This window comes from Enterobacter sp. WI-ESBL-E8, from assembly GCF_053364895.1.
On sequence record NZ_JBRWXJ010000001.1, the window covers coordinates 2,350,805 to 2,372,871 of the forward strand.

A 22,067-nucleotide genomic window follows, 5' to 3' on the forward strand; every position below is an offset into this window, starting at 1 on the left:
GCGTGTTTTTTAACGCAGCAGAGCACGCTCTTCAGCCGTTAACGCCAGCGGCTGCGTTGTCCCGGTCTCCGACGATTTCACCGCCGCTTCCAGCACGGCCATCACCGCTAATGCCTCAACAGGGTGGACAGGATTGGTGATTTCCCCACGTAACGCATCACGCACGTTGATGTAATACTGGCGCTGATCCCCTTTCGGTGTGGCAATCGTCTGCGGCGCGCCGTCAGCCCCATAGAACACCATGCTGTCGCTGTCTTCGCCCCAGGCTTCACTGCCGGGAATAACCCCTGAGAGCAGCTGCGCTTCCTGCTGGTCGATTCTGGCCTTCACCACGCTGCCCTTGTCCCCGTGAACGGTAAAGCGTGCCGTACCGCCAGCCACCAGCATGCTCGCGTGAAGAATAACCTTGTGCTCCGGGTAGTTTAAAACCACGTGCGCCCAGTCGTTAATTTCCGCGCCGTCGCGCAGCGTCGCGATATTCCCCTGCACCGACTGCGGCAGGCCAAAGAGCTGCAGCGTCTGGTCGATCAGGTGAGGGCCGAGGTCAAACCACAGGCCGCTCCCGGGAACGTTCTGCTCGCGCCAGCGCACGCGCACTTCCGGGCGGAAGCGGTCAATATGCGACTCCAGGTGTTTAATCTTGCCGATCGTGCCTTGCTCGATTATCTGCTTAATGCCGAGGAAATCGCTGTCCCAGCGGCGGTTGTGGAAGACGGAAAGCAGAAGCTGCTTTTCATCCGCCAGCGCGATCAGGTCGCGGGCTTCCTGCATGTCGAGGGTAAAAGGCTTATCCACGACCACGTGTTTACCTGCGTTGAGGGCAAGCGTCGCCAGCGGGGCGTGCGTGGCGTTGGGGGAGGCGATCACCACCAAATCGATATCAGGGTGCTGAATGGCCTCTTCCGGGGTCGCCACTACCTGTACGTCCGGCAGGTCGCGTTTAACCTTCTCTTCATCCCGGGAAGAGACGACGGCCAGCTTAAGCCCGTCCACGGACTGGAGCAGCGGAGCATGGAAGGTTTTACCCACAAATCCGTACCCGATCAGCGCAACGTTGATTGTTTGAACTTTACTCATGACCTTCTCCACGTTATTGCGCGCACACCGTGACCTGCAGTGCGCTATGGTCCCCAAGCTCGGGCCAGGGACGATCTAAAAAGAGTTGTTGAAGGGTGGATAGCCCGGAAACCAGATACGGTTCGCAGCGGTTGACCTTCAGATGGTCGGCGACAATCCAGCGCTCACGGCTGGCGGCGAGCATCGCCCGTTTAACCTCGGCATCGGCTTCTTTACCGGCACTCAGGCCGAGCTCGGCATGAATGGCGCACGCCCCGAGAATGGCGATATCTGCCCGATACCGGGACAGCAGCGACAAGGTGGCGCTTCCGGCAAACAGGCGCTGCTTTTGGTCCCATTTCCCGCCGAGCAGGATCAGCTCAATATCTTCCCGGTCGCTAAAATGCTGGGCGATATCCAGGGAAGGGGTAATGACGGTAAGCGGCCCCTTAAGAAAGGTGGCGACCGCCATCACCGTGCTTCCGGCATCCAGAAACAGGGTAGAGCCCGGTGGAACCTGCTGCGCGACCTGTTTTCCTAAACGCTGTTTGGCATCCGCCAGCAGCGTATTGCGGCCCTGACGATTCATGGCGGAGAGGTTGAGTGCAATGGCGCCGCCGTGGTTCTTCTGCGCCAGACCCTGGTTTTCAAGGTCGGTCAGATCCCGACGGATGGTATCCGCTGAAACCTGTAGCTTTTCTGCCAGTTCGGTGATGCTGGCCTGGCCTTGCTCACTGAGGATGTCAAGGACGTAGCGTTGACGTGCGGTTTTGTGCATGGGGCAGTAATCCTGCAAAATGTCGCAATAATTTGCATAATACAGCATTTTGTCGCAGAAGGAAGCACAACGCGTCGTTAGAACAGAGCGTACAGGGGAAATGTCCCCTGAGTGATTATTAAAATTATATTGATCAAATATAATTAATGCGTTCTGGAATGTTAACCACGATGTTAATGTTATGTTTTTCTAAACTATTTGGGCTATATAACCATTATGTTGGCTGATTTTAGCATAAGATTTCATTTTGAAATTTAATTTCGAAATTAAAACTTATGATTATGTGGCCGTATGGAATTTAATGTCGCAAATGTGAGGGCGATTACGTAAGTTGACAGTTCTTTGAAAATCTTTGTGTCTGACCCGCATTGAAATTAACGCAAATATGTCCACCTGTCGGTTTTTAAATTTGATTTAAATAACAATGACTTTATTTATTTTATTTGAAATGCATCTTAAGTGGATTTGTTCAGAAACCGCAGGATTTTTCTTATTTGTAACACCACATTAACATTGTGGGTGTAGTTGCCTATACCACATTTTGTTATGCTGCAAACCAGTTTAAAAAGTAAGTAAATTCCTAAATTCATATAGGGCTTTGGCTGATTCTCATTTCCTGTGGAAATGGGCAGGGGAGCTTATATCTGAAATTCGACGCGGGAGATAAAAAAGATATTTGTCTGATTATCTATACCTCTTTTGGGTTACGTGTTTGAGCATCACGCAGAGTAAAGAGATAAAATGACTATATTGCGAAATTATATGTTGATCAGATTTCCGACTGCGCTGGCGTTAATTTCTCTGGCCATGAATATGGCTACCGCCAATATCGAACAGTCTGGCTTTGCTCCGGTTTCCTCGATTACGTTAAAGGAGAGTATTCTTTTCGCTATCGATCGCGACCCGTCTGTAAGTCAACAGGCTGCCCGGCTGGGAATAGGTCAGGCACAAATAGATGAAGCGCGCAGTGGCTGGATGCCGCAAATATCCTTAAACGGAAGTACGGGCCACAGTCAGACGACAGATTCCAGCGGATCGCTGCGAAATTCAGCGGCCTGGGGGTTGAGCCTGACCCAGCTGGTCTACGATTTTGGTAAGACCAACAACAGTATCAGTCAGTCTACGGCTGAGCGTGATAGCTACCGTTTCCAGCTAATGAGCACGCTCTCTGATGTGGCGGAGAAAACGGCCCTCAGCTATGTGGAAGTGAAACGCTATAGCGATCTGCTACAGGCGGCGAAAGAGAACGTTCAGGCGCTGAAAAACGTTGAGCAGCTGGCCATGCTCCGGGCGGATGCAGGCGTGAGCTCCACCTCTGATGAACTCCAGACCCGCACGCGTATCGCCGGAATGCAGGCAACGGTCGCGCAATATAACGCCGCGCTCAGCAGCGCCCGCGCCAGGCTTGCTGTGTTGACCGGTATGCAGGCTGACAGGTACGCCCCAGTGCCGGAGACGCTTGCCGTCGAACAAGATTCGCTCAATCGCATCGATTATGCCGCGATTCCGGCGGTGATGGCGGCGCAGAATATGGAACGTTCGGCGCAATATGGTGTGGAAACGGCCAAATCTCAGCACTGGCCAACGCTAAGCCTCAAAGGCGGACGTACCCGCTATGAGTCGGACAACCGCTCATACTGGGACGACCAGATACAGCTCAATATTGATGCGCCGCTGTATCAGGGAGGCGCGGTATCCGCACGCGTGCGGCAGGCCGAAGGGGCGCGGGCCATGGCATCGTCTCAGGTCGACCAGGCGCGATTTGATGTTTTGCAAAAAGCCTCCGTAGCTCAGGCCGACTGGGTGGGCGCGCGCGGGAGAATGGAAGCCGGCACGTTACAGCTTGAAAATGCGTTACGCGCCCGCGCTGTCTATAAAAATGAATATACCCTGAGCAAGCGGAGCATTAACGATCTGCTCAGCGTTGAGCAGGATGTATGGCAAGCTACCTCGGCGAAAATAATGGCTGAATATGATGGCTGGAGCTCGGCGATTAATTACGCATCTGCGATAGATAATCTTATGCCGCTTATTGGAATTGAAAAAAGCGCCGCCGAAAAATTGCCTGATTTGAGTTAAAAAAAGACGCGTCATTCTGCGCGAAATAAGTCTGATAATAATGGGTGATTTTCCCAGGGATAGCTACATCCATCTTGTGGACATATCCACAGGGATCCGTGCACCTGCAAGGAGAGAAATATGAGTATCGTAAAAGTTGTTGATGTCATCATTCGCAAAACGGCGGAGAAAACGAAATTAACCGGCGAAGGAAATCTGTCGGTGTCCATTTCATCGCCGAGCGTGATTGAAATCCAGGGTTCTGCTCAGGATGTTGCGCGCTATGTCCGCCAGGGGAAAGACCTCCTCATTTATATGAAAGATGGCAGCGTAATTCGCTGCAATAACTATTTTGTTGAAGATCCTGAAACGCATAATCAGTCAGAGCTGGTGTTCAACGATCGTCAGGAACTCACGCATATTTCTTTTGCCGATGCCGGGGAAGCGTCAGGCGCAGCGGTGACCGAGCTCACCGCGCAGGCCACACCGATTAGCAGTATTGAACCTTTCCTCGAGCAGGGAAATGTCTTAAGCGATGCGCCGTGGGGCTGGATTGCGGGCGCGGCGTTAGGCGGCGGTGCCATTGGGGCGCTGCTCGCTCACGGCGGTGACGGCGAAACAAAAACGAAAGTTATTGATAATACCAAAGAGGTTGAGAGCGCCACGCCGACCTTTTTGCTGACGGATAATGCGGGTGACAAGCAGGGCGTGCTGAGTGCAAAAGAGATCACGGACGACAACACCCCAACCTTCAGCGGTACCGGGCAGCCGGGCGCGACCATTCAGATTAAAGACAGCGGCGGCAGCACCATCGCCAGCGCCATGGTCGCGAAGGACGGCACCTGGACGGTAAAACTCCCGACACAGGCCGACGGGGAGCACACCTGGTCGGTCGTACAGATCGACGGCAGCAAAACCACCTCTGCGGGTAGCATCACCGTAACCGTCTCAACGGCCGAGGCCGCCGTGACGCTCGCCACCACGGCGGGCGATAACGTGATCAACGCCAGCGAACAGTCCGCGGGCTTCACGCTTTCCGGGGCCAGCAAAAACCTGGCGCAGGGAACGTCGCTGACCGTCACGCTGAACGGAAAAACCTATACCGCAGAAGTCGGGGCAAACGGCGCGTGGAGCGTGAAGGTGCCTGCGGCAGACGCGCAGGCGCTGGGAGACGGCACCTGGACGGTGAACGTCAGCGGCAAAGACGCGGCGGGGAACACCGTGAGCGGCAGCCAGACGATTGGCGTTGATACCGTTGCGCCTGCGCTCTCCGTGAACGCAATCGCGCAGGACAATATCATTAACGCCGCTGAACATAATCAGCCGCTGACGATTAGCGGTAAAACCGATGCGGAAGCGGGCCAGATTGTGACGGTCACGCTGAACGGTAAAAATCACACGGCTATCGTGGGCAGCGACGGCACCTGGTCCGTGACGCTTCCTGCCGGTGAAGTGCAGGCGATGGCTAACGGCGGGCACACCCTGACGGTCAACGTCAGCGACAAAGCGGGTAACGGTTCTTCCACCACCGCCGATTTCACGATTGATACCGCCGCTCCCGTTGTGACCATCAACACCGTCGCGGGTGACGACATTCTGAACACCAGCGAGCAGGGCCAGGCGCAGATCGTTTCCGGGAAGGCGAGCGGCGCGGCGGCAGGCGACGTGGTGACCGTGACCGTTGGCGGACAGACCTTCACCGGTGTGGTGCTTGCCGACGGCAGCTGGAGCGTTGGCGTTCCAGCCTCCGTCATCGCCGCGCTCGGTGAGGGTAGCCACACGATTTCTGTCTCCGTCACTGATGCCGCGGGCAACACCGGCAGCGCGACGCACGGCGTGACGCTGAGCGGCAACCCGCCGGAATTCACGATTGACGCCATTAGCCAGGATAACGTCCTGAACGCGCAGGAGGCCATGCAGCCCCTGAGCCTGAGCGGCACCAGCAACCTGCCGAACGGCAGCGCCATCACCGTCACGTTAAACAACGTTAACTATCAGGCCACGGTTGAAAACGGTATCTGGACGGTTCAGGTGCCGGTTTCTGACGTGCTGAATCTGGCGAACACCCTTTATACCGTGAGCGTCAGCGGCACCGACAGCGTGGGTAACAGCGGCTCTGCCGAGGCGAATCTGCTGGTGGACACCGTGCTGCCGCAGGTGATTATCAATACGTTTGCGGGCGACAACCTGGTCAATAACGCCGAAGCGGGCGTCGATCAAACCCTCAGCGGACGCGTTACCGGCGCGGCGGCGGGCGATACCGTCTCTGTCACCGTCGGCGGCAAGAGCTACACCGCAACGGTTGGCAGCGATCTGACCTGGAGCGTGAAAATCCCGTCAGCGGATCTTCAGGCGTTCGGCGACGGCGATTTGACCTTCACCGCCTCCGTCACCAACGCGCACGGCAATACCGGCACCGGCGAGCGTGATATCAATATCAACGCGGAGCTGCCGGGCCTGCGCGTCAACACCATTTCCGGCGATGACGTGATCAACGCCATTGAACAGCAGCAGGATCTGAGCGTCACCGGCTCCAGTACCCATCTGGCCGCGGGGACGCAGATTGTCGTCACCATTAACAACGTTGAGTACGTCACCGCGGTTAACGCCAGCGGCAACTGGCAGATTGGCGTTCCGGCGGCGGACCTGCAGGCCTGGACGGCGGGCGGCATGACGGTTAGCGTCAGCGCGATAGATGCCTGGGGCAATGCCGTTGCGGCTGAACACCCGATTGAACTCGATCTGAACGCCGTGGCGGTCGCCATTGATACCGTCTCCGGCGACGACCTGCTGAACGCGGCGGAAAAAGGCGCGGACTTAACCCTTTCCGGCCAGACGCAGGGCGTGGAGGCAGGGCAAACCGTGGTGGTCAAATTTGCCGACCAGACCTTTACCGCACAGGTGCAGCAGGACGGCTCCTGGAGCCTGACCGTGCCCGCCAGCGCTATGGAAACCCTGATCGACGGACGCGCGCAGGTGAGCGTCAGCGTCACAAACGTCAGCGGCAACAGCGCCGACGCGTCCCGCGTGGTTACGGTCGATACGCTGCCGCCGGTGATTACGCTCGATAACCTGACCGCCGACAACATTATCAACGCGGCTGAAGCGCAGCAGGATTTAGCGTTAAGCGGCACCAGCACCGCGGAAGCCGGCCAGACGGTAACCGTGACCCTGAACGGTAAAACGTATCAGACCACGGTTCAGGCGGACGGTACGTGGCAGCTGAGCGTGCCGGCGTATGACGTCGGTGCCCTGGCCGACGGCATCGTTACCGTGACCGCAACCGTGAGCGACGTGGCGGGCAATGCCAGCAGCGCCGACCGCGTTGGGCTGGTGGACGCCACCGTACCGCAGGTGGCCATTAACGACTTTGTCACTGACACCAATACCGTCAACCAGCTCGCCCATTCACAGGCGCAGATCCTGAGCGGCTCCGTCACCGGTGCGGCAGCGGGCGATCGGGTGACCGTCACCATTAACAGCGTCGATTACACCACGGTGGTGGATGCGGCGGGGAACTGGAGCCTTGGCCTGCCCGCGTCTGTCGTGCAGGGGCTGACGGACGGCACCTGGACCATCGACGTCTCCGTGACCGACCGCTCCGGCAATACCGGAAGCAGCTCCCTGGATGTGGTGGTCAATACCGTGACGCCTGCCATCGGTATCAACACGCTGGCGGCGGACGACGTAATTAACGCGACCGAGAAGGGTGAAGATCTGCTGCTCTCCGGCACCAGCAATCAGCCTGAAGGAACACGCATCACCGTTAACCTGAACGGCATCAACTACACCGCCACCACCGACGCCAGCGGTAACTGGAGCGTGACCGTCCCGGCCTCGGCCGTAAGCGCGCTGGGAGAAGCCCATTACACCGTGACGGCGAGCGTTACAGATAATGTCGGCAACAGCGCCTCAACCTCACACGATGTGCTGGTGGACAGCTCGCTGCCGGTGGTGACGATTAATACGCTGGCGGGCGACAATATCGTCAACGCGGCGGAAGTGACCGCAGGGCAAACCCTGACCGGGAAGGTGACGAAAGCGGTGTCAGGTGACACTGTCACTATTGTTCTTGGCGGCCAGACGTATACCGCTACCGTGCAGGACGATCTGACCTGGAGCCTGCCGCTAAGCGAGAGCCAGCTGACCGCGCTCGGCAACGGCGACCTGACCGTATCCGCCAGCGTGACCAACGCGCACGGCAATACCGGCTCGTCTTCTCTCGACTTCTCCATTGACGCCCAGCTCCCGGGCCTGCGTATTGATACCGTGGCGGGCGATAACGTGATTAACGTCATCGAACACACTCAAAACCTGATCGTGTCCGGTTCAAGTACCGATCTGGCGGCGGGAAGCACCGTCACCGTCACTATTAACGGCAAGGATTATTCTGCCTCGGTACTGGCGGACGGCACCTGGCAGGCGGCCGTGCCTGCGGCGGACGTTTCGCAGTGGACCGACGGCTCGCTGAACATCAGCGCCCGCGCGCACGATGCCTCCGGCAACCCGGTAGCTATCGGCACCGTCGTGGACGTCGATCTTGCGCCTGTCGCCATTACCATCAGCAGCGTAACCGACGATAACGTGCTCAACGCGGCGGAAAAAGGCCAGGACCTGGTGCTTTCCGGCACCACGTCCAACGTTGAAGCGGGTCAGACTGTGACCATCACCTTCGCGGGTAAAACCTACACCACGACGGTGGATACCAACGGCGACTGGACCTGGACCGTACCGTCAGCTGATCTGAGCGGCCTGAAAGACGGCGACGCCAGCGTGCAGGTCAGCGTCACCAACGTGAACGGCAACGCGGCGTCTTCGGCGCAGGAATTCAGCGTCGATACCACCGCGCCGACGGTGACCATCAACACCATCAGCCATGACAATATGCTGAACGAGGCAGAGGCGGCGCAGGATCTGACCCTGAGCGGCACCTCTACTGCCGAAGCAGGCCAGACGGTCACCGTGACCTTCAACGGCAATCAGTACACCGCGCAGGTGCAGGCGGACGGCAGCTGGACGCTCGACGTCCCTGCGGCAGACATGGCGGGCATTGTGGACGGTAATGCCTCCGTGACGGCAACGGTTGCCGATAAGGCGGGCAACCCGGCCAGCGCGGGGGCCTCCGTGCTGGTCGACACCACCGTACCGCAGATTTCATTCAACATCGTTGCGGGCGACGACATCGTGAATATTGCCGAGCACGGCCAGGCGCTGATCGTCTCCGGCAAGGTGACGGGCGCGCAGGCGGGCGACGTGATTACCCTGAGCCTTAACGGCAAAGACTACACCGCCATGCTGGATGCGTCCGGCAGCTGGAGCGTGGGCGTTCCGGCGACGGACGTGGGTGCGCTGGCAAACGGCGAGCAGACGATCTCTGCGACCCTCACCGATAAAGCCGGTAACAGCACCACCGTGACGCACGAGTTTGACGTCTCCCTGACCGCGCCGGTGGTTGCCATTAATACCCTGGCGATTGACGACGTGATCAACGCGACCGAGAAAGGCCAGGATTTGCTGGTGTCCGGCACCAGCAACCAGCCGGACGGAACCACCATTACGGTGACCCTGAACGGTATCAGCTATATGGCCACCACCGACGCCAGCGGCAGCTGGAGCGTCACCGTTCCGGCGGCAAACGTCTCTGCGCTGGGTGAAGCGAGCTATGTGGTGTCGGCGAACGTAACCGACACCGCAGGCAACAGCGCGAGCACCGGCCACAGCGTGCTGGTCGACAGCGCGCTGCCGCAGGTCACCATCAACCCTGTCGCCACGGACGATGTCATTAACGCCGCGGAGGTGGCTGCCGGGCAGACCCTGAGCGGCAAAGTGAGCGGTGCGGCGATCGGTGACACTGTCACTATTTCAGTCGGCGGCAATACCTATACCGCGACGGTTCAGGACGATCTGAGCTGGTCGGTCAACGTGCCGTCCACGGTGTTAACCGCCATCGGTAACGGCGATCTCACCGTAACGGCGAGCGTCACCAACGGGCACGGCAATACCGGCACCGGCGAACGCGACATCACTATTGATGCCAACCTGCCGGGCCTGCGCGTCGATACCGTGGCGGGCGACGATGTGATCAACAGCATCGAACATACGCAAAATCTGATTATCACCGGCTCCAGCGACGGGCTGGCGAGCGGCTCGGCGCTGACGGTCACCGTCAACGGCAAAACCTACGCGGCAACCGTGCTGGCGGACGGGACATGGAGCGCAGCCATTCCGGCGGCAGACGTCAGCGCGCTGAATGCGGGCACGATCGCCGTGACCGTGGAAGGCCAGAGCACGGCGGGCAACCCGGTTTCCATCAGCCATGACGTGAAGGTGGATCTGGCAAACGTCGCCATCAGCATTGACGCAATTGCCGCCGACGACGTGATTAACGCGGCGGAGAAAGGCGCGGACCTGGTGCTGTCCGGCTCGACCACCAATGTGGAAGAAAACCAGACCGTTACCATCACTTTCGGCGGCAAGTCGTACACCGCGACGGTCGATGCCAGCGGCAACTGGACGGCGACCGTACCGTCTGCCGATTTGGGCAGCCTGAAGGACGGCGATGCCAGCGTGCAGGTGAGCGTCACCAACGTGAACGGCAACAGCGCGTCGGCAGGCCGAGAGTACAGCGTGGACGCCACCGCGCCGACGGTATCTATTGAAATTGTCAGCGACAACAACATCATCAATGCGGCCGAAGCGCAGCAGGATCTGGTCGTTAACGGCGTGACCAACGCCGAAGCGGGCCAGACCGTCACCGTAACGCTGAACGGCGTGGATTACACCACTACCGTCCAAGCGAACGGCAGCTGGAGCGTGATCGTGCCGTCTGCGGATCTGAGCGGTATTACTGACGGCAACTACACCATCAGCGCCGCCGTGTCTGATAAGGCGGGCAACCCGGCCTCAGCGGATCGTGACGTGCTGGTCGATACCACCGTCCCGCAGCTGACCATTAACACCGTTTCCGACGACGACGTGATCAACAGCGCCGAGCATGTTCAGGCCCTGATTGTCACCGGGTCCGTGACCGGCGCGGCGGCGGGCGACGTGGTCACCGTTACCATCAACAACAAATCCTACACCGCCACCCTGGACGCGTCCGGCAACTGGAGCGTGGGCGTGCCTGCGGCGGACGTCATCGCTCTCGCCGCCGGGGATTACACCATCACCGCGGCGCTGACCGATAAAGCGGGCAACAGCAACAGCGCCACGCACGGCGTGGAGGTTAACCTGACCGCGCCGGTGCTGACCATTGACACCGTTTCCGGTGACGATGTGATCAACAACACCGAGAAAACCCAGGATCTGACGATCTCCGGTACGGCTTCCGGCCTGGCGACAGGCGCAGTGGTGACCGTGATGCTGAACGGCAAAGCGTACAGCGCGATGGTCGACAGCAACGGGAAATGGACGGCTACCGTTCCTGCAGATCAGGTCGGCGCGTTGGGTGAAGCGTTGTACACCGTTACCGCATCGGCAACGGACAGCGTCGGCAACAATACCAGCACGTCACACACCGTGAACGTGGAATCCGTTCTGCCGGGGGTAATCGTCAGCACCATTGCAGGTGACGACGTCATTAACGCGGCGGAGCTGGCAGCCGGCCAGACTATCAGCGGTAAGGTGGTGAATGCCGAAGCGGGCAACACCGTGACCGTGACCATTGGCGGTAACAGCTACACCGCAACGGTGCAGAGCGATCTGACCTGGTCCGTGAACGTGCCGGAATCCGTTCTGACCGCGCTGGGCAACGGCGATTTGACCGTGTCAGCCAGCGTCACCAACGGCGTGGGCAATAGCGGAACGGGCGAGCGTGAAATCGTTATAGACGCGAACCTGCCGGGCCTGCGCGTGGATACCGTGGCGGGTGATGACGTGATCAACAGCATCGAACACGGGCAGAACCTGATCATCACCGGAACCAGCGACGGGCTGGCGGCGGGCGCGGCGCTGACCGTGACCGTAAACGGCAAAACTTATCCGGCGACCGTGCTGGCAGACGGCACCTGGAGCGCCGCGATCCCGTCGGCAGACGTGAGTGCTCTCGCAGCAGGCACGGTCACCGTCACCGTTGCCGGCCAGAGCAGCGCCGGTAATCCGGTTTCCATCAGCCATGATGTGACGGTCGATCTGGCGAACGTCGCCATCAGTATTGACGCCATTGCATCAGACGACGTGATCAACGCGGCCGAGAAGGGCGCGGATCTGGTGCTCTCCGGCACCACTTCGAACGTGGAAGCAAACCAGACCGTCACCATCACCTTCGGCGGCAAGAATTACACCGCCACGGTCGATGCCGACGGTAAATGGACCGCCACGGTGCCAGCGGCCGATCTGGCGGGCCTGAAAGACGGCGACGCCAGCGTGCAGGTGAGCGTCACCAACGTGAACGGCAACAGCGCCTCGGCGGGCCGTGAGTACAGCGTGGATGCGACCGCACCGTCCGTAACCATCAATACCCTGGCGACCGACGATATTCTGAATGCCGCCGAAGCGAAGAGCGATCTGGCCGTGTCCGGCACCAGCACCGCCGAAGCGGGCCAGACGGTAACCGTATCGCTGAACGGCAAAGACTACACCACAACCGTCAGCGCAGACGGCAGCTGGACGCTGAACGTTTCGGCGGCGGATCTGGCTGGATTAACCGACGGCAGCGTGACCGTCACCGCGTCGGTTAGCGATAAAGCGGGTAACCCGGCGTCCGTGGATCACAACCTGGCGGTAGATATCACCGCGCCTGCGGTGACCATCAACACCGTGGCGGGCGACGATGTCATTAACATCGCAGAACACGGCCAGGCGCACATCATCAGCGGCACCGCCACCGGTGCGGCAGCGGGCGATAAGGTCACCGTCACCATCGGCGGCCAGACATACACCACCGTGCTGGATGCGGCGGGCAACTGGAGCGTGGGGGTACCGGCGAGCGTGATTTCCGGCCTCGGCGACGGCACTGTGACCGTCACGGCGTCCGTCACCGACGCGGCGGGCAACACCGGTACCGGCAGCCATGACGTGACCGTCGACACCGGCCTGCCGTCGGTCAACTTCAACGCCATCAGCGATGACAACATCCTGAACGCCGTTGAAAAAGGCCAGGATCTGAGCGTCAGCGGCACCAGCGCCAACCTCGCAGAAGGCACCGTGGTGACCGTGAGCCTGAACGGCAAAAACTACGCGGCGACGACGGCGGCGGACGGCACCTGGAGCCTGACGGTTCCGGCGGCGGATCTGGCCGGGCTGGGTCAGGCTAACTACACCCTTAACGCGACCGCCACCAACGGCGTGGGCAATAGCGTCAGCAACACCGCGAACCTGCTGGTGGACACCGCGCTGCCAACCGTCACCATCAATACCGTGGCGGGCGACAACGTCATCAACGCGGCGGAAGTGGCGGCAGGCCAGATCCTGAGCGGCACCGTGGCGAATGCCGAAGCGGGCAATACCGTCACCGTCACCATTGGCGGAAACAGCTACACCGCAACGGTGCAGAACGATCTGACCTGGTCCGTGAACGTGCCGTCTGACGTGCTGACCGCGCTGGGCAACGGCAGCCTGAGCGTGACGGCGACCGTGACCAACGGCCACGGCAACACCGGCACCGGCGAGCGCGAAATCGCTATCGACGCTAACCTGCCGGGCCTGCGCGTGGATACCGTGGCGGGCGACAATGTCGTCAACAGCATCGAGCACGCGCAGAACCTGATCGTCACCGGCTCCAGCGACGGGCTGGCGCCGGGCACGACGCTGACCATCACCGTCAACGGTAAAGACTATGCAGCCACGGTGCTGGCGGACGGCACCTGGAGCGCGGCTGTTCCGTCCATCGACGTGAGCGCGTGGCCGGAAGGCACCGTCAAAATCAGCGTTACCGGCGACAGTTCAGCGGGTAACCCGATTACCATCAGCCACGACGTGACCGTCGATCTGGCGACCGTTGCTATCAGCATCAATACCATCGCCACCGACGACGTGATTAACGCGGCGGAGAAGGGCACGGATCTGGTGCTCTCCGGTGCGACCACTAACGTGGAAGCCGGGCAAACCGTGACCATCAGCCTGAACGGCAAAATCTATACCGCGACAGTAGACGACAGCGGTAACTGGACCTATACCGTGCCGTCTGCGGATCTGGCACACCTCAAGGACGGCGACGCCAGCGTGCAGGTGAGCGTCACCAACGTGAGCGGCAACAGCGCCTCGGCGGGCCGCGAGTACAGCGTGGATGCGACCGCGCCGTCCGTGACCATTAATACGATTGCGGCTGACGATGTTCTGAACGCCACCGAAGCGCAGTCTGACCTGACCGTCTCCGGCACCAGCACCGCCGAAGCGGGCCAGACCGTGACCGTCTCTCTGAACGGCAAGGATTACACCGCCACGGTAAGCGCAGACGGCAGCTGGACGCTGAACGTTCCGGCGGCCGACCTTGCGGGTCTGAACGACGGCAGCGTGACCGTCACCGCATCAGTTAGCGATAAAGCGGGTAACCCGTCTTCCGTTGACCACAACCTGACGGTGGACGTGACCGTTCCTGCGGTAACCATCAACACCGTAGCGGGCGATGACGTGATTAACATCACCGAGCACGCTCAGGCGCACATCATCAGCGGAAACGCCACCGGCGCGGCAGCGGGCGATAAGGTCACCGTCACCATCGGCGGCCAGACTTATACCACCGTGCTGGACGCGGCGGGTAACTGGAGCGTGGGCGTACCGGCGAACGTGATTTCTGCTCTGCAGGACGGCACCGTGACCGTCACTGCGTCAGTGACCGACGCGGCGGGCAATACCGGTACCGACAGCCATAACGTGACCGTCGATACCGGCCTGCCGTCCGTGGGCTTCAACGCCATCAGCGGCGATAACGTGCTGAACGCGGTGGAAAAAGGTCAGGACCTGAGCGTGAGCGGCACCAGCGCCAACCTGACGGAAGGCACCGTGGTGACCGTCACCCTCAACGGCAAGCAGTACGCTGCAACCACGGCCGCAGACGGGACCTGGAGCCTCACCGTTCCGGCAGCGGATCTGGCGGGACTGGGCCAAGCCAGCTACACCCTGAGTGCGACCGCGACCAACGGCGTGGGCAACAGCGTGAATAACACCGCGAACCTGCTGGTGGATACCGCGCTGCCGACCGTCATCATCAACACCGTGGCGGGTGACAACGTCATCAACGCGGCGGAAGTGGCGGCGGGCCAGACCATCAGCGGCAAAGTGGCGAACGCGGAAGCGGGCAATACCGTCACCGTGACACTCGGTGGCAATACGTACACCGCGACGGTACAGAACGATCTGACCTGGTCCGTTAACGTGCCGGAGTCTGTCCTGACGGCGCTGGGCAACGGCGATCTGACGGTGTCGGCGACGGTGACCAACGGCCACGGCAATACGGGAACGGGCGAGCGCGAAATCGCTATAGACGCCAGCCTGCCGGGCCTGCGTATTGATACCGTGGCGGGCGATGACGTGATTAACAGCATCGAGCATGGCCAGAACCTGATCGTCACCGGTTCCAGCGACGGGCTGGCGGTGGGCACCACGCTTACCGTGACCGTCAACGGCAAAACCTATGCGGCCTCCGTGCTGGCAGACGGCACCTGGAGCGCGGCGATCCCGGCGGCAGACGTCGGGGCCCTGGCAGCGGGCACGGTGACCGTCATCGTTGCAGGCCAGAGCAGCGCGGGCAATCCGGTGACCATCAGCCATGACGTGACTGTCGATCTGTCAGCAGTGGCTATCAGCATCGACGCGATTGCCACAGACGACGTGATTAACGCGGCGGAGAAGGGCGCGGATCTGTTGCTGTCCGGCAGCACCTCGAACGTGGAGGAAAACCAGACCGTCACCATCACCTTTGGCGGCAAGACGTACACCGCGAAAGTGGACGCCGACGGTAACTGGACGGCTACCGTACCGTCTGCAGACTTTGCGGGTCTGAAGGACGGCGATGCCAGCGTGCAGGTGAGCGTCACCAACGCCCACGGCAACAGCGCCTCGGCGGGCCGCGAGTACAGCGTTGACGCCACCGCGCCTACCGTAAGCATTGATACGGTCGCTGGCGACAACGTGATTAACGGCAGCGAGGCGGCTGCGGGCGTAGCCATTTCCGGTACCACCACGGCGGAAGTCGGGCAGACGGTGACCGTGACGCTCGGCGGTAAGAGCTATACCACGCAGGTGCAGCAGGGCGGCGTCTGGAGCGTCAATGTTCCTGGTACCGATCTGTCCGCCCTGGCGGACAGCGGTTACACCGTGCAGGTCAGCGTAAGCGACGCCGCGGGTAACCCGGGCAGCGCGGGTAAAGCGATTACGCTTGATACCACGCCGCCGACCGTCAGCTTTAACGTCGTGGCAGGCGATAACGTCATTAACAGCGTGGAGCACGCGCAGGCGCAGATCGTCAGCGGCACGGCAACCGGCGCGAACGTCGGCGATAAGGTGGTTATCACCATCGGTTCGAACCAGTACACCACTACCGTTGACGCCAGCGGTAAGTGGAGCGTGGGCGTCCCGGCCAGCGTGATTTCTGCGCTGACCGACGGCACCGTGACCCTCAGCGCGACCATTACCGACAGCGCGGGCAACAGCAGCACCCAGACCCATGATGTGGTGGTCAACACCGCCTCCGTGGTGCTGACGGTTAACACCCTCAGCGGCGATGACGTCATCAACGCGGCAGAGGCGGGCGTCTCGCTGGTGATTAACGGCTCCAGCGCGCAGTTCGCCAGCGGCACGCAGGTTACCGTGACGCTGAACGGCAAGAGCTACACGGCCACCATTCAAAGCGACGGCTCATGGACCACAACCGTTCCTGCCGCTGATGTGGGCGCGCTGGCCGACGGCGCGAGCTATCAGGTGGCCGTTTCGGCGCAGGACAGCGCGGGCAACAGCGCCTCGGCAACGCATACCATCAGCGTGGATACCACTGCGCCGGTCGTGAGCATTGCGACGCTGTCCGGCGACGACGTCCTGAACGCGGCGGAAGCACAGCAGCCGCTGACGGTTCACGGCTCCTCCAGCGCCGAGGCGGGTCAGACCGTCACCGTGACGCTGGGCGGCAAAACCTACACCGCCACCGTGGCAAACGACGGCACGTGGACGCTCGACGTTCCGGCCGCCGATCTTGCCAGCCTGAGGGAAGGCGCGCTGACGGTCACCGCGTCGGTGAGCGACAAGGCGGGTAATAACGGCCAGACCACGCATACCTTAACGGTGGATACCGTCGCGCCGACCGTCACCATCAGCACCGTGGCCGATGACGATATCGTCAACAACGCCGAGCAGCTGGCGGGCCAGACCGTCAGCGGCACCACCACGGCGGAGCAGGGCCAGACGGTGACCGTTTCCTTCAACGGGCACAGCTATCAGGCGACCGTTGGAGCCGACGGTTCGTGGTCGGTCTTCGTGCCGGGCCGCGACTTCCTCGGCCTGAGCGACGGGGATTACACCATTACGGCTACGGTGAGCGATAAGGCGGGCAACCCGGGGAGCGCAACGCACGACGTGACGCTGAACGGCGATGTCCCAACCATCACCATTAACACCTTTGCGCAGGACGATATCGTCAACGCCGCCGAGCACGGCACGCCGCTGGCTGTCAGCGGCACCACCGACGCCCCGGCGGGCCAGACGGTGACCATTACGCTGAACGGTAAAACCTATACGGCGACCGTGCAGAATGACGGCACCTGGAGCTATACGGTCGGAAGCGCAGACGTGACCGCGCTGGCGGACGGCGGTTCGTACGTGATTAACGCGCAGGTGAGCAACACCATCGGCAACAGCGCCAGCGATAACCACACCGTGACCGTCGATCTGACCGCGCCGTCGATGGGGATCAGCATTGACTCACTGCAAAACGACACCGGCCTGAGCGCGAGTGATTTCATCACCAACGACGGCCTGGTGGTCGTCAACGGCTCGCTGACCGCACAGCTCGGTAATAACGAGAAGGCGCAGATCAGCCTCGACGGCGGCACCACCTGGATTGACCTGACGGTGACCGGTACCACCTGGCGCTACACCGATGGCCGCACCCTGACGGACGGTACGTACCAGTACCAGGTGCGCGTGATCGATAACGCCGGGAACGTGGGGGCAACGGACAGCCAGGACGTGGTGATTGACCTGACGAAGCCTGCGGCGACGACGATTACGGTCGATTCCATCACCCAGGATACCGGCCTGTCCGGCAGCGATTTTATCACCAGCGACAACCAGATCAGCCTGAAAGGAACGCTCGGCGCGGCGCTCGGCAGCGGCGACCACGCGCAGATCAGCCTCGACGGTGGCGTGACCTGGATCGACGTCAGCGTCAGCGGCCTGAGCTGGACGTATGTTGATGGCCGCACGCTGGCCGACGGGGATTACAACTACCAGCTGCGCGTGATTGATGACGCGGGCAATATCAGTGCCACTGCCAGCCAGGTGGTGACCATTGATACGGTTGCACCTGACGCCAGCAAAACGATCGCCATCGACAGCATCAGTGACGATACCGGCCTGAGCAGCAGCGACTTTATCACTAACGATACGTCCCTGACGCTGCACGGCTCGCTCGGCGCAACGCTGGCCGACGGGGAATACGCCCAGATCAGCATCGACGGCGGCAATACCTGGCAGAACGTCATCGTCACCGGTAACAGCTGGTACTACGTGGACGGCCGCACGCTGGGTAACCAGACCTATGACTACTACGTTCGCGTGGTGGATGCCGCCGGTAACGTAGGAGCTAGCGCTCATCAGCAGGTGACCGTCGATACGGTCGCCCCGGATGCGGCGATTACGGTGACCGTGGATAACATCACCGTGGATACCGGCTTCGACAATAACGACTTCCTGACCAGTTCGACCTCGTACACGCTGCACGGAACGCTCGGCGCAGAACTCGGCGCGGGTGAATTCGTACAGGTGAGTATGGACGGCGGCAGCACCTGGGTTTACGCGACCGTAAGCGGTACGCAGTGGAGCTACAGCGACGCGCGTACCCTGACCGATGGCAGCCATAACTACCAGGTGCGGGTGGTCGACCAGGCGGGGAACGTCGGGGCCACCACCGCGCAGGCGGTAACGGTGGATACGCAGGCGCCGCAGTACGGCATCACCGTTGACAGCATCAGCGAGGATACCGGCCAGTCCGCGAGTGACTTCATCACCATGGACACCACGCTGACCATCAACGGTTCGCTGGGCAGCGCGCTGGCAAGCGATGAGCGCGTACAGATCAGCCTGGACGGCGGGAATACCTGGCTCGATACCACGGTCACCAACCTGCGCTGGAGCTACACCGATACCCGCGATCTGCCTGACGGAGACTACACCTACCAGGTGCGGATTATCGACCAGGCCGGCAACGTCGGATCTACCGCGTCTCAGGTCGTCACGGTGGATACCACGCCGCCTACCACGGTCGGCAGCGTAGTGAGCTATACCGACGGCGAAGGCGAGCGTCAGGGCACCTTTGGCAGCGCGGTGGCAACGGACGATAACTCGCCGCTCATCAACGGCACGCTTAACCGCGCCCCGGACGACGGTGAAATTGTGCAGCTCTATCGTGACGGGATCCTGCTCGGGCAGGTGACCATGAACGGCAGCGCAAGCTGGTCCTTCCAGGACAACGGCCTGAGCGACGGCAACCACACCTACATCGTGCGCGTCACCGACAGGGCCGGTAACTACACGGAATCCGACGGCTTTGTGCTGAACGTTGATACCAGCATCCCGACCACCACGGCGGCGATTACCGCGCAGACCACGTCGGACACCACGCCGATTGTCAGCGGTACCGTCTCCGCTGACCTGGTGAACGGTGAATACCTGGTGGTGACGGTGAACGGAAAAACCTACACGTCCCAGACCGGCGGCGCGGTGGTGGTCGACCCAGATCACAACACCTGGTATCTGCAGATCCCGGACGGCGATGCGCTGGGCGTGTCGAGCTACAGCGTGACGGCGCAGGTGAAGAGCAGCGCGGGTAATGGCAATACCACCGGTACGGCGACCGGCAGCCTGGTGATAGATACCACCTCGGTGAATACCGACTGGGCAACCACGGCAGGGAACAGCAACAACTCCACCATGACCCTCGGCATGAACAGCAGCGGCCTGTGGAATATCATTGCTAACGGACAGTCTTACTCCAGCAGCGATAGCTCGACCTATGCCGGCAATACGCTGACCAACACCCGTAGCTACTACGTGGTGAGCCAGACCGCCGCCGACTTCGACCGTAACGGCACGCAGGACATTTTCGCGACCGAGACCACCTACTCGGGCTCTACGCAGGTCATGTGGACCTACGATGGCAGCACCTATAACGCCAGCCAGCTGGCGATGGGGACCACCATCTGGTACGGCGGCGTGATTGCCTACGATAAAACCGGGGATGGCTATCTGGACCTGGCGTACGGCGATGCCGGTATGGACTCCCTGACCTACCTGGTCAACAACAACGGCGTTTTGTCGCCGGACGGCACCGGTGGCGAAGGCGGTTTCTACGGTCAGTTCGATTCCGGGCGCGAAATATCCGGCGTCGATCTGAACAACGACGGCACGGTAGACATTGTCCAGCACACCAACCGCAGCGGCGCGTACTCGCTGACCGTGATCAACAACAACGGCAACGGGACGCTGTCCATCGGCCAAAACCTGACCAACGTGTTTGTAGGGAACGCCTCGAATACCACCACGGCGGCATCCATGACGTGGGCGGACTTCAACGGCGATGGCTATATGGATCTGTACCTGGGCAGCAGCTACAACAACAACGGCGGAGTGATCTACTACAACGACGGTACCGGAAAGCTTTCTGCCACCAAGAGCGCGGTGGAGGCCTCTAACGCCACGGCGGGTTATCTGTCGGTGGCGGTGGACTGGAACGGCGACGGGCAGATGGACATCGTCAAGCTCAGCACCTACGGCGGCTCGCAGACGGCGACCCTGTTCACCAACAACGGCTACGGCTCCACCTGGACATCGAGCCAGCTGGCTTCAGGGCTGGCGAACGTCACCGGCGTGGCGGCCGTGGACTACAACTGGGACGGCGCGCAGGATCTGCTGGTGTCGCAGCAGAACGGCAAGGTGGTGCTGGTGCAAAACAGCAAAACCATTGCTGACGGTACCGCGATGCATCTGCACATCGTCGACAGCGAGGGCATCAACGCCTACTACGGCAACACGGTCAACCTGTATAACGCCGCGGGCGTACTGGTGGCGTCGCAGATCATCAACGCCCAGTCCGGTATCGGCTCGAACGATACCTCCGCGCTGGTGAGCTTCTACGGTCTGGATCCGAACGAAACCTATTCGGCAGAGATCGTGAAAATCACCAACGGCGTGTCGGATAACGTCACCTGGAGCGGTCTGGAGGCGGGTAACGGCAAAGAGGGCTACGTGCTGACGGCTGAAGCGGCCACCGGCGGACACAGCGGGACCATCACCGGCACCGGGTATAACGACACCTTTATCGCAGAGGACGGCACCTATACCTATAACGGCTCCGGCGGCTGGAATACCCATTCCGACTACGACACCTGGAGCAACACCGGCGGGATGGACGTGGTGGATTACCGCAATGCGACCTCCGGCGTGACCGTTGACCTGCGCCTCTCTACCGCGCAGGACACCGGGTTCGGGACGTCACGACTGCTCAACATTGAGGGAATTAACGGCTCGAACTTCGACGACGTCATTACCGGCAACAGCGGTGATAACCAGTTCGAAGGCCGCGGCGGGAACGACACCTTCAACATCGGCAGCGGCGGTCACGATACGTTGCTCTATAAGCTGATCAACGCCTCGGATGCGACGGGCGGTAACGGTCACGACGTGGTGAACGGCTTTACGGTCGGCACCTGGGAAGGGACCGCGGACACGGACCGCATTGACCTGCGCGATCTGCTTTCCGACAGCGGCTATACCGGCACAGGCTCGGCGAGCTATGTGAACGGCGTGGCTACGCTGGACAGCAGCGCGGGCAATATCACCGATTACATCCGCGTGGTGCAGAACGGCAGCAATACCGAAATCCAGGTGGATCTGGACGGCACCGGCGGCCAGTTCTCGCCAACCACCCTGGTGACGCTGAACGGCGTGCAGACGGATCTGGCGACGCTGCTGGCGAACCATCAGCTGTTAATTGCGTAAAACAACGCCGCGGGGAGCGATCCCCGCG

The 22,067-nt window shown here is 60.8% G+C and carries 4 protein-coding genes and 1 pseudogene; 3 read left to right on the forward strand and 2 right to left on the reverse strand.

The features are described from left to right. Positions 1 to 9: 9 nt before the first annotated feature. Together ACWHWP_RS11380 and ACWHWP_RS11385 are read right to left on the reverse strand one after the other, a co-directional pair. Positions 10 to 1,077 carry an oxidoreductase gene (locus tag ACWHWP_RS11380; RefSeq protein WP_447855598.1) on the reverse strand — a complete coding sequence of 356 codons (1,068 nt, stop codon included), beginning with the start codon at positions 1,075 to 1,077 and terminating at the stop codon, positions 10 to 12. Positions 1,078 to 1,090: 13 nt separating this feature from the next. Next, the gene (locus tag ACWHWP_RS11385; RefSeq protein ID WP_063429758.1) at positions 1,091 to 1,834 is read right to left on the reverse strand and encodes a DeoR/GlpR family DNA-binding transcription regulator; all 744 of its coding nucleotides are present in this window, start codon (positions 1,832 to 1,834) and stop codon (positions 1,091 to 1,093) included. 741 nt (positions 1,835 to 2,575) lie between these two features. On the opposite strand from ACWHWP_RS11385, the gene ACWHWP_RS11390 reads away from it, so the two are divergent. The 3 genes and pseudogenes from ACWHWP_RS11390 (at position 2,576) to ACWHWP_RS11400 (ending at position 22,039) form a co-directional block, all read left to right on the forward strand. Further along, positions 2,576 to 3,913: a TolC family outer membrane protein gene (locus ACWHWP_RS11390; protein ID WP_059310167.1), complete on the forward strand. Its 1,338-nt coding sequence runs from the start codon at positions 2,576 to 2,578 to the stop codon at positions 3,911 to 3,913. Positions 3,914 to 4,033: 120 nt separating this feature from the next. Continuing rightward, a pseudogene (locus tag ACWHWP_RS11395) lies at positions 4,034 to 6,544 on the forward strand (Ig-like domain-containing protein); the annotation flags it as partial. Between the two features lie 18 nt (positions 6,545 to 6,562). Next, complete coding sequence (locus ACWHWP_RS11400; protein WP_447856665.1) at positions 6,563 to 22,039, forward strand: Ig-like domain-containing protein; 15,477 nt, start codon at positions 6,563 to 6,565, stop codon at positions 22,037 to 22,039. Positions 22,040 to 22,067 lie beyond the last annotated feature (28 nt).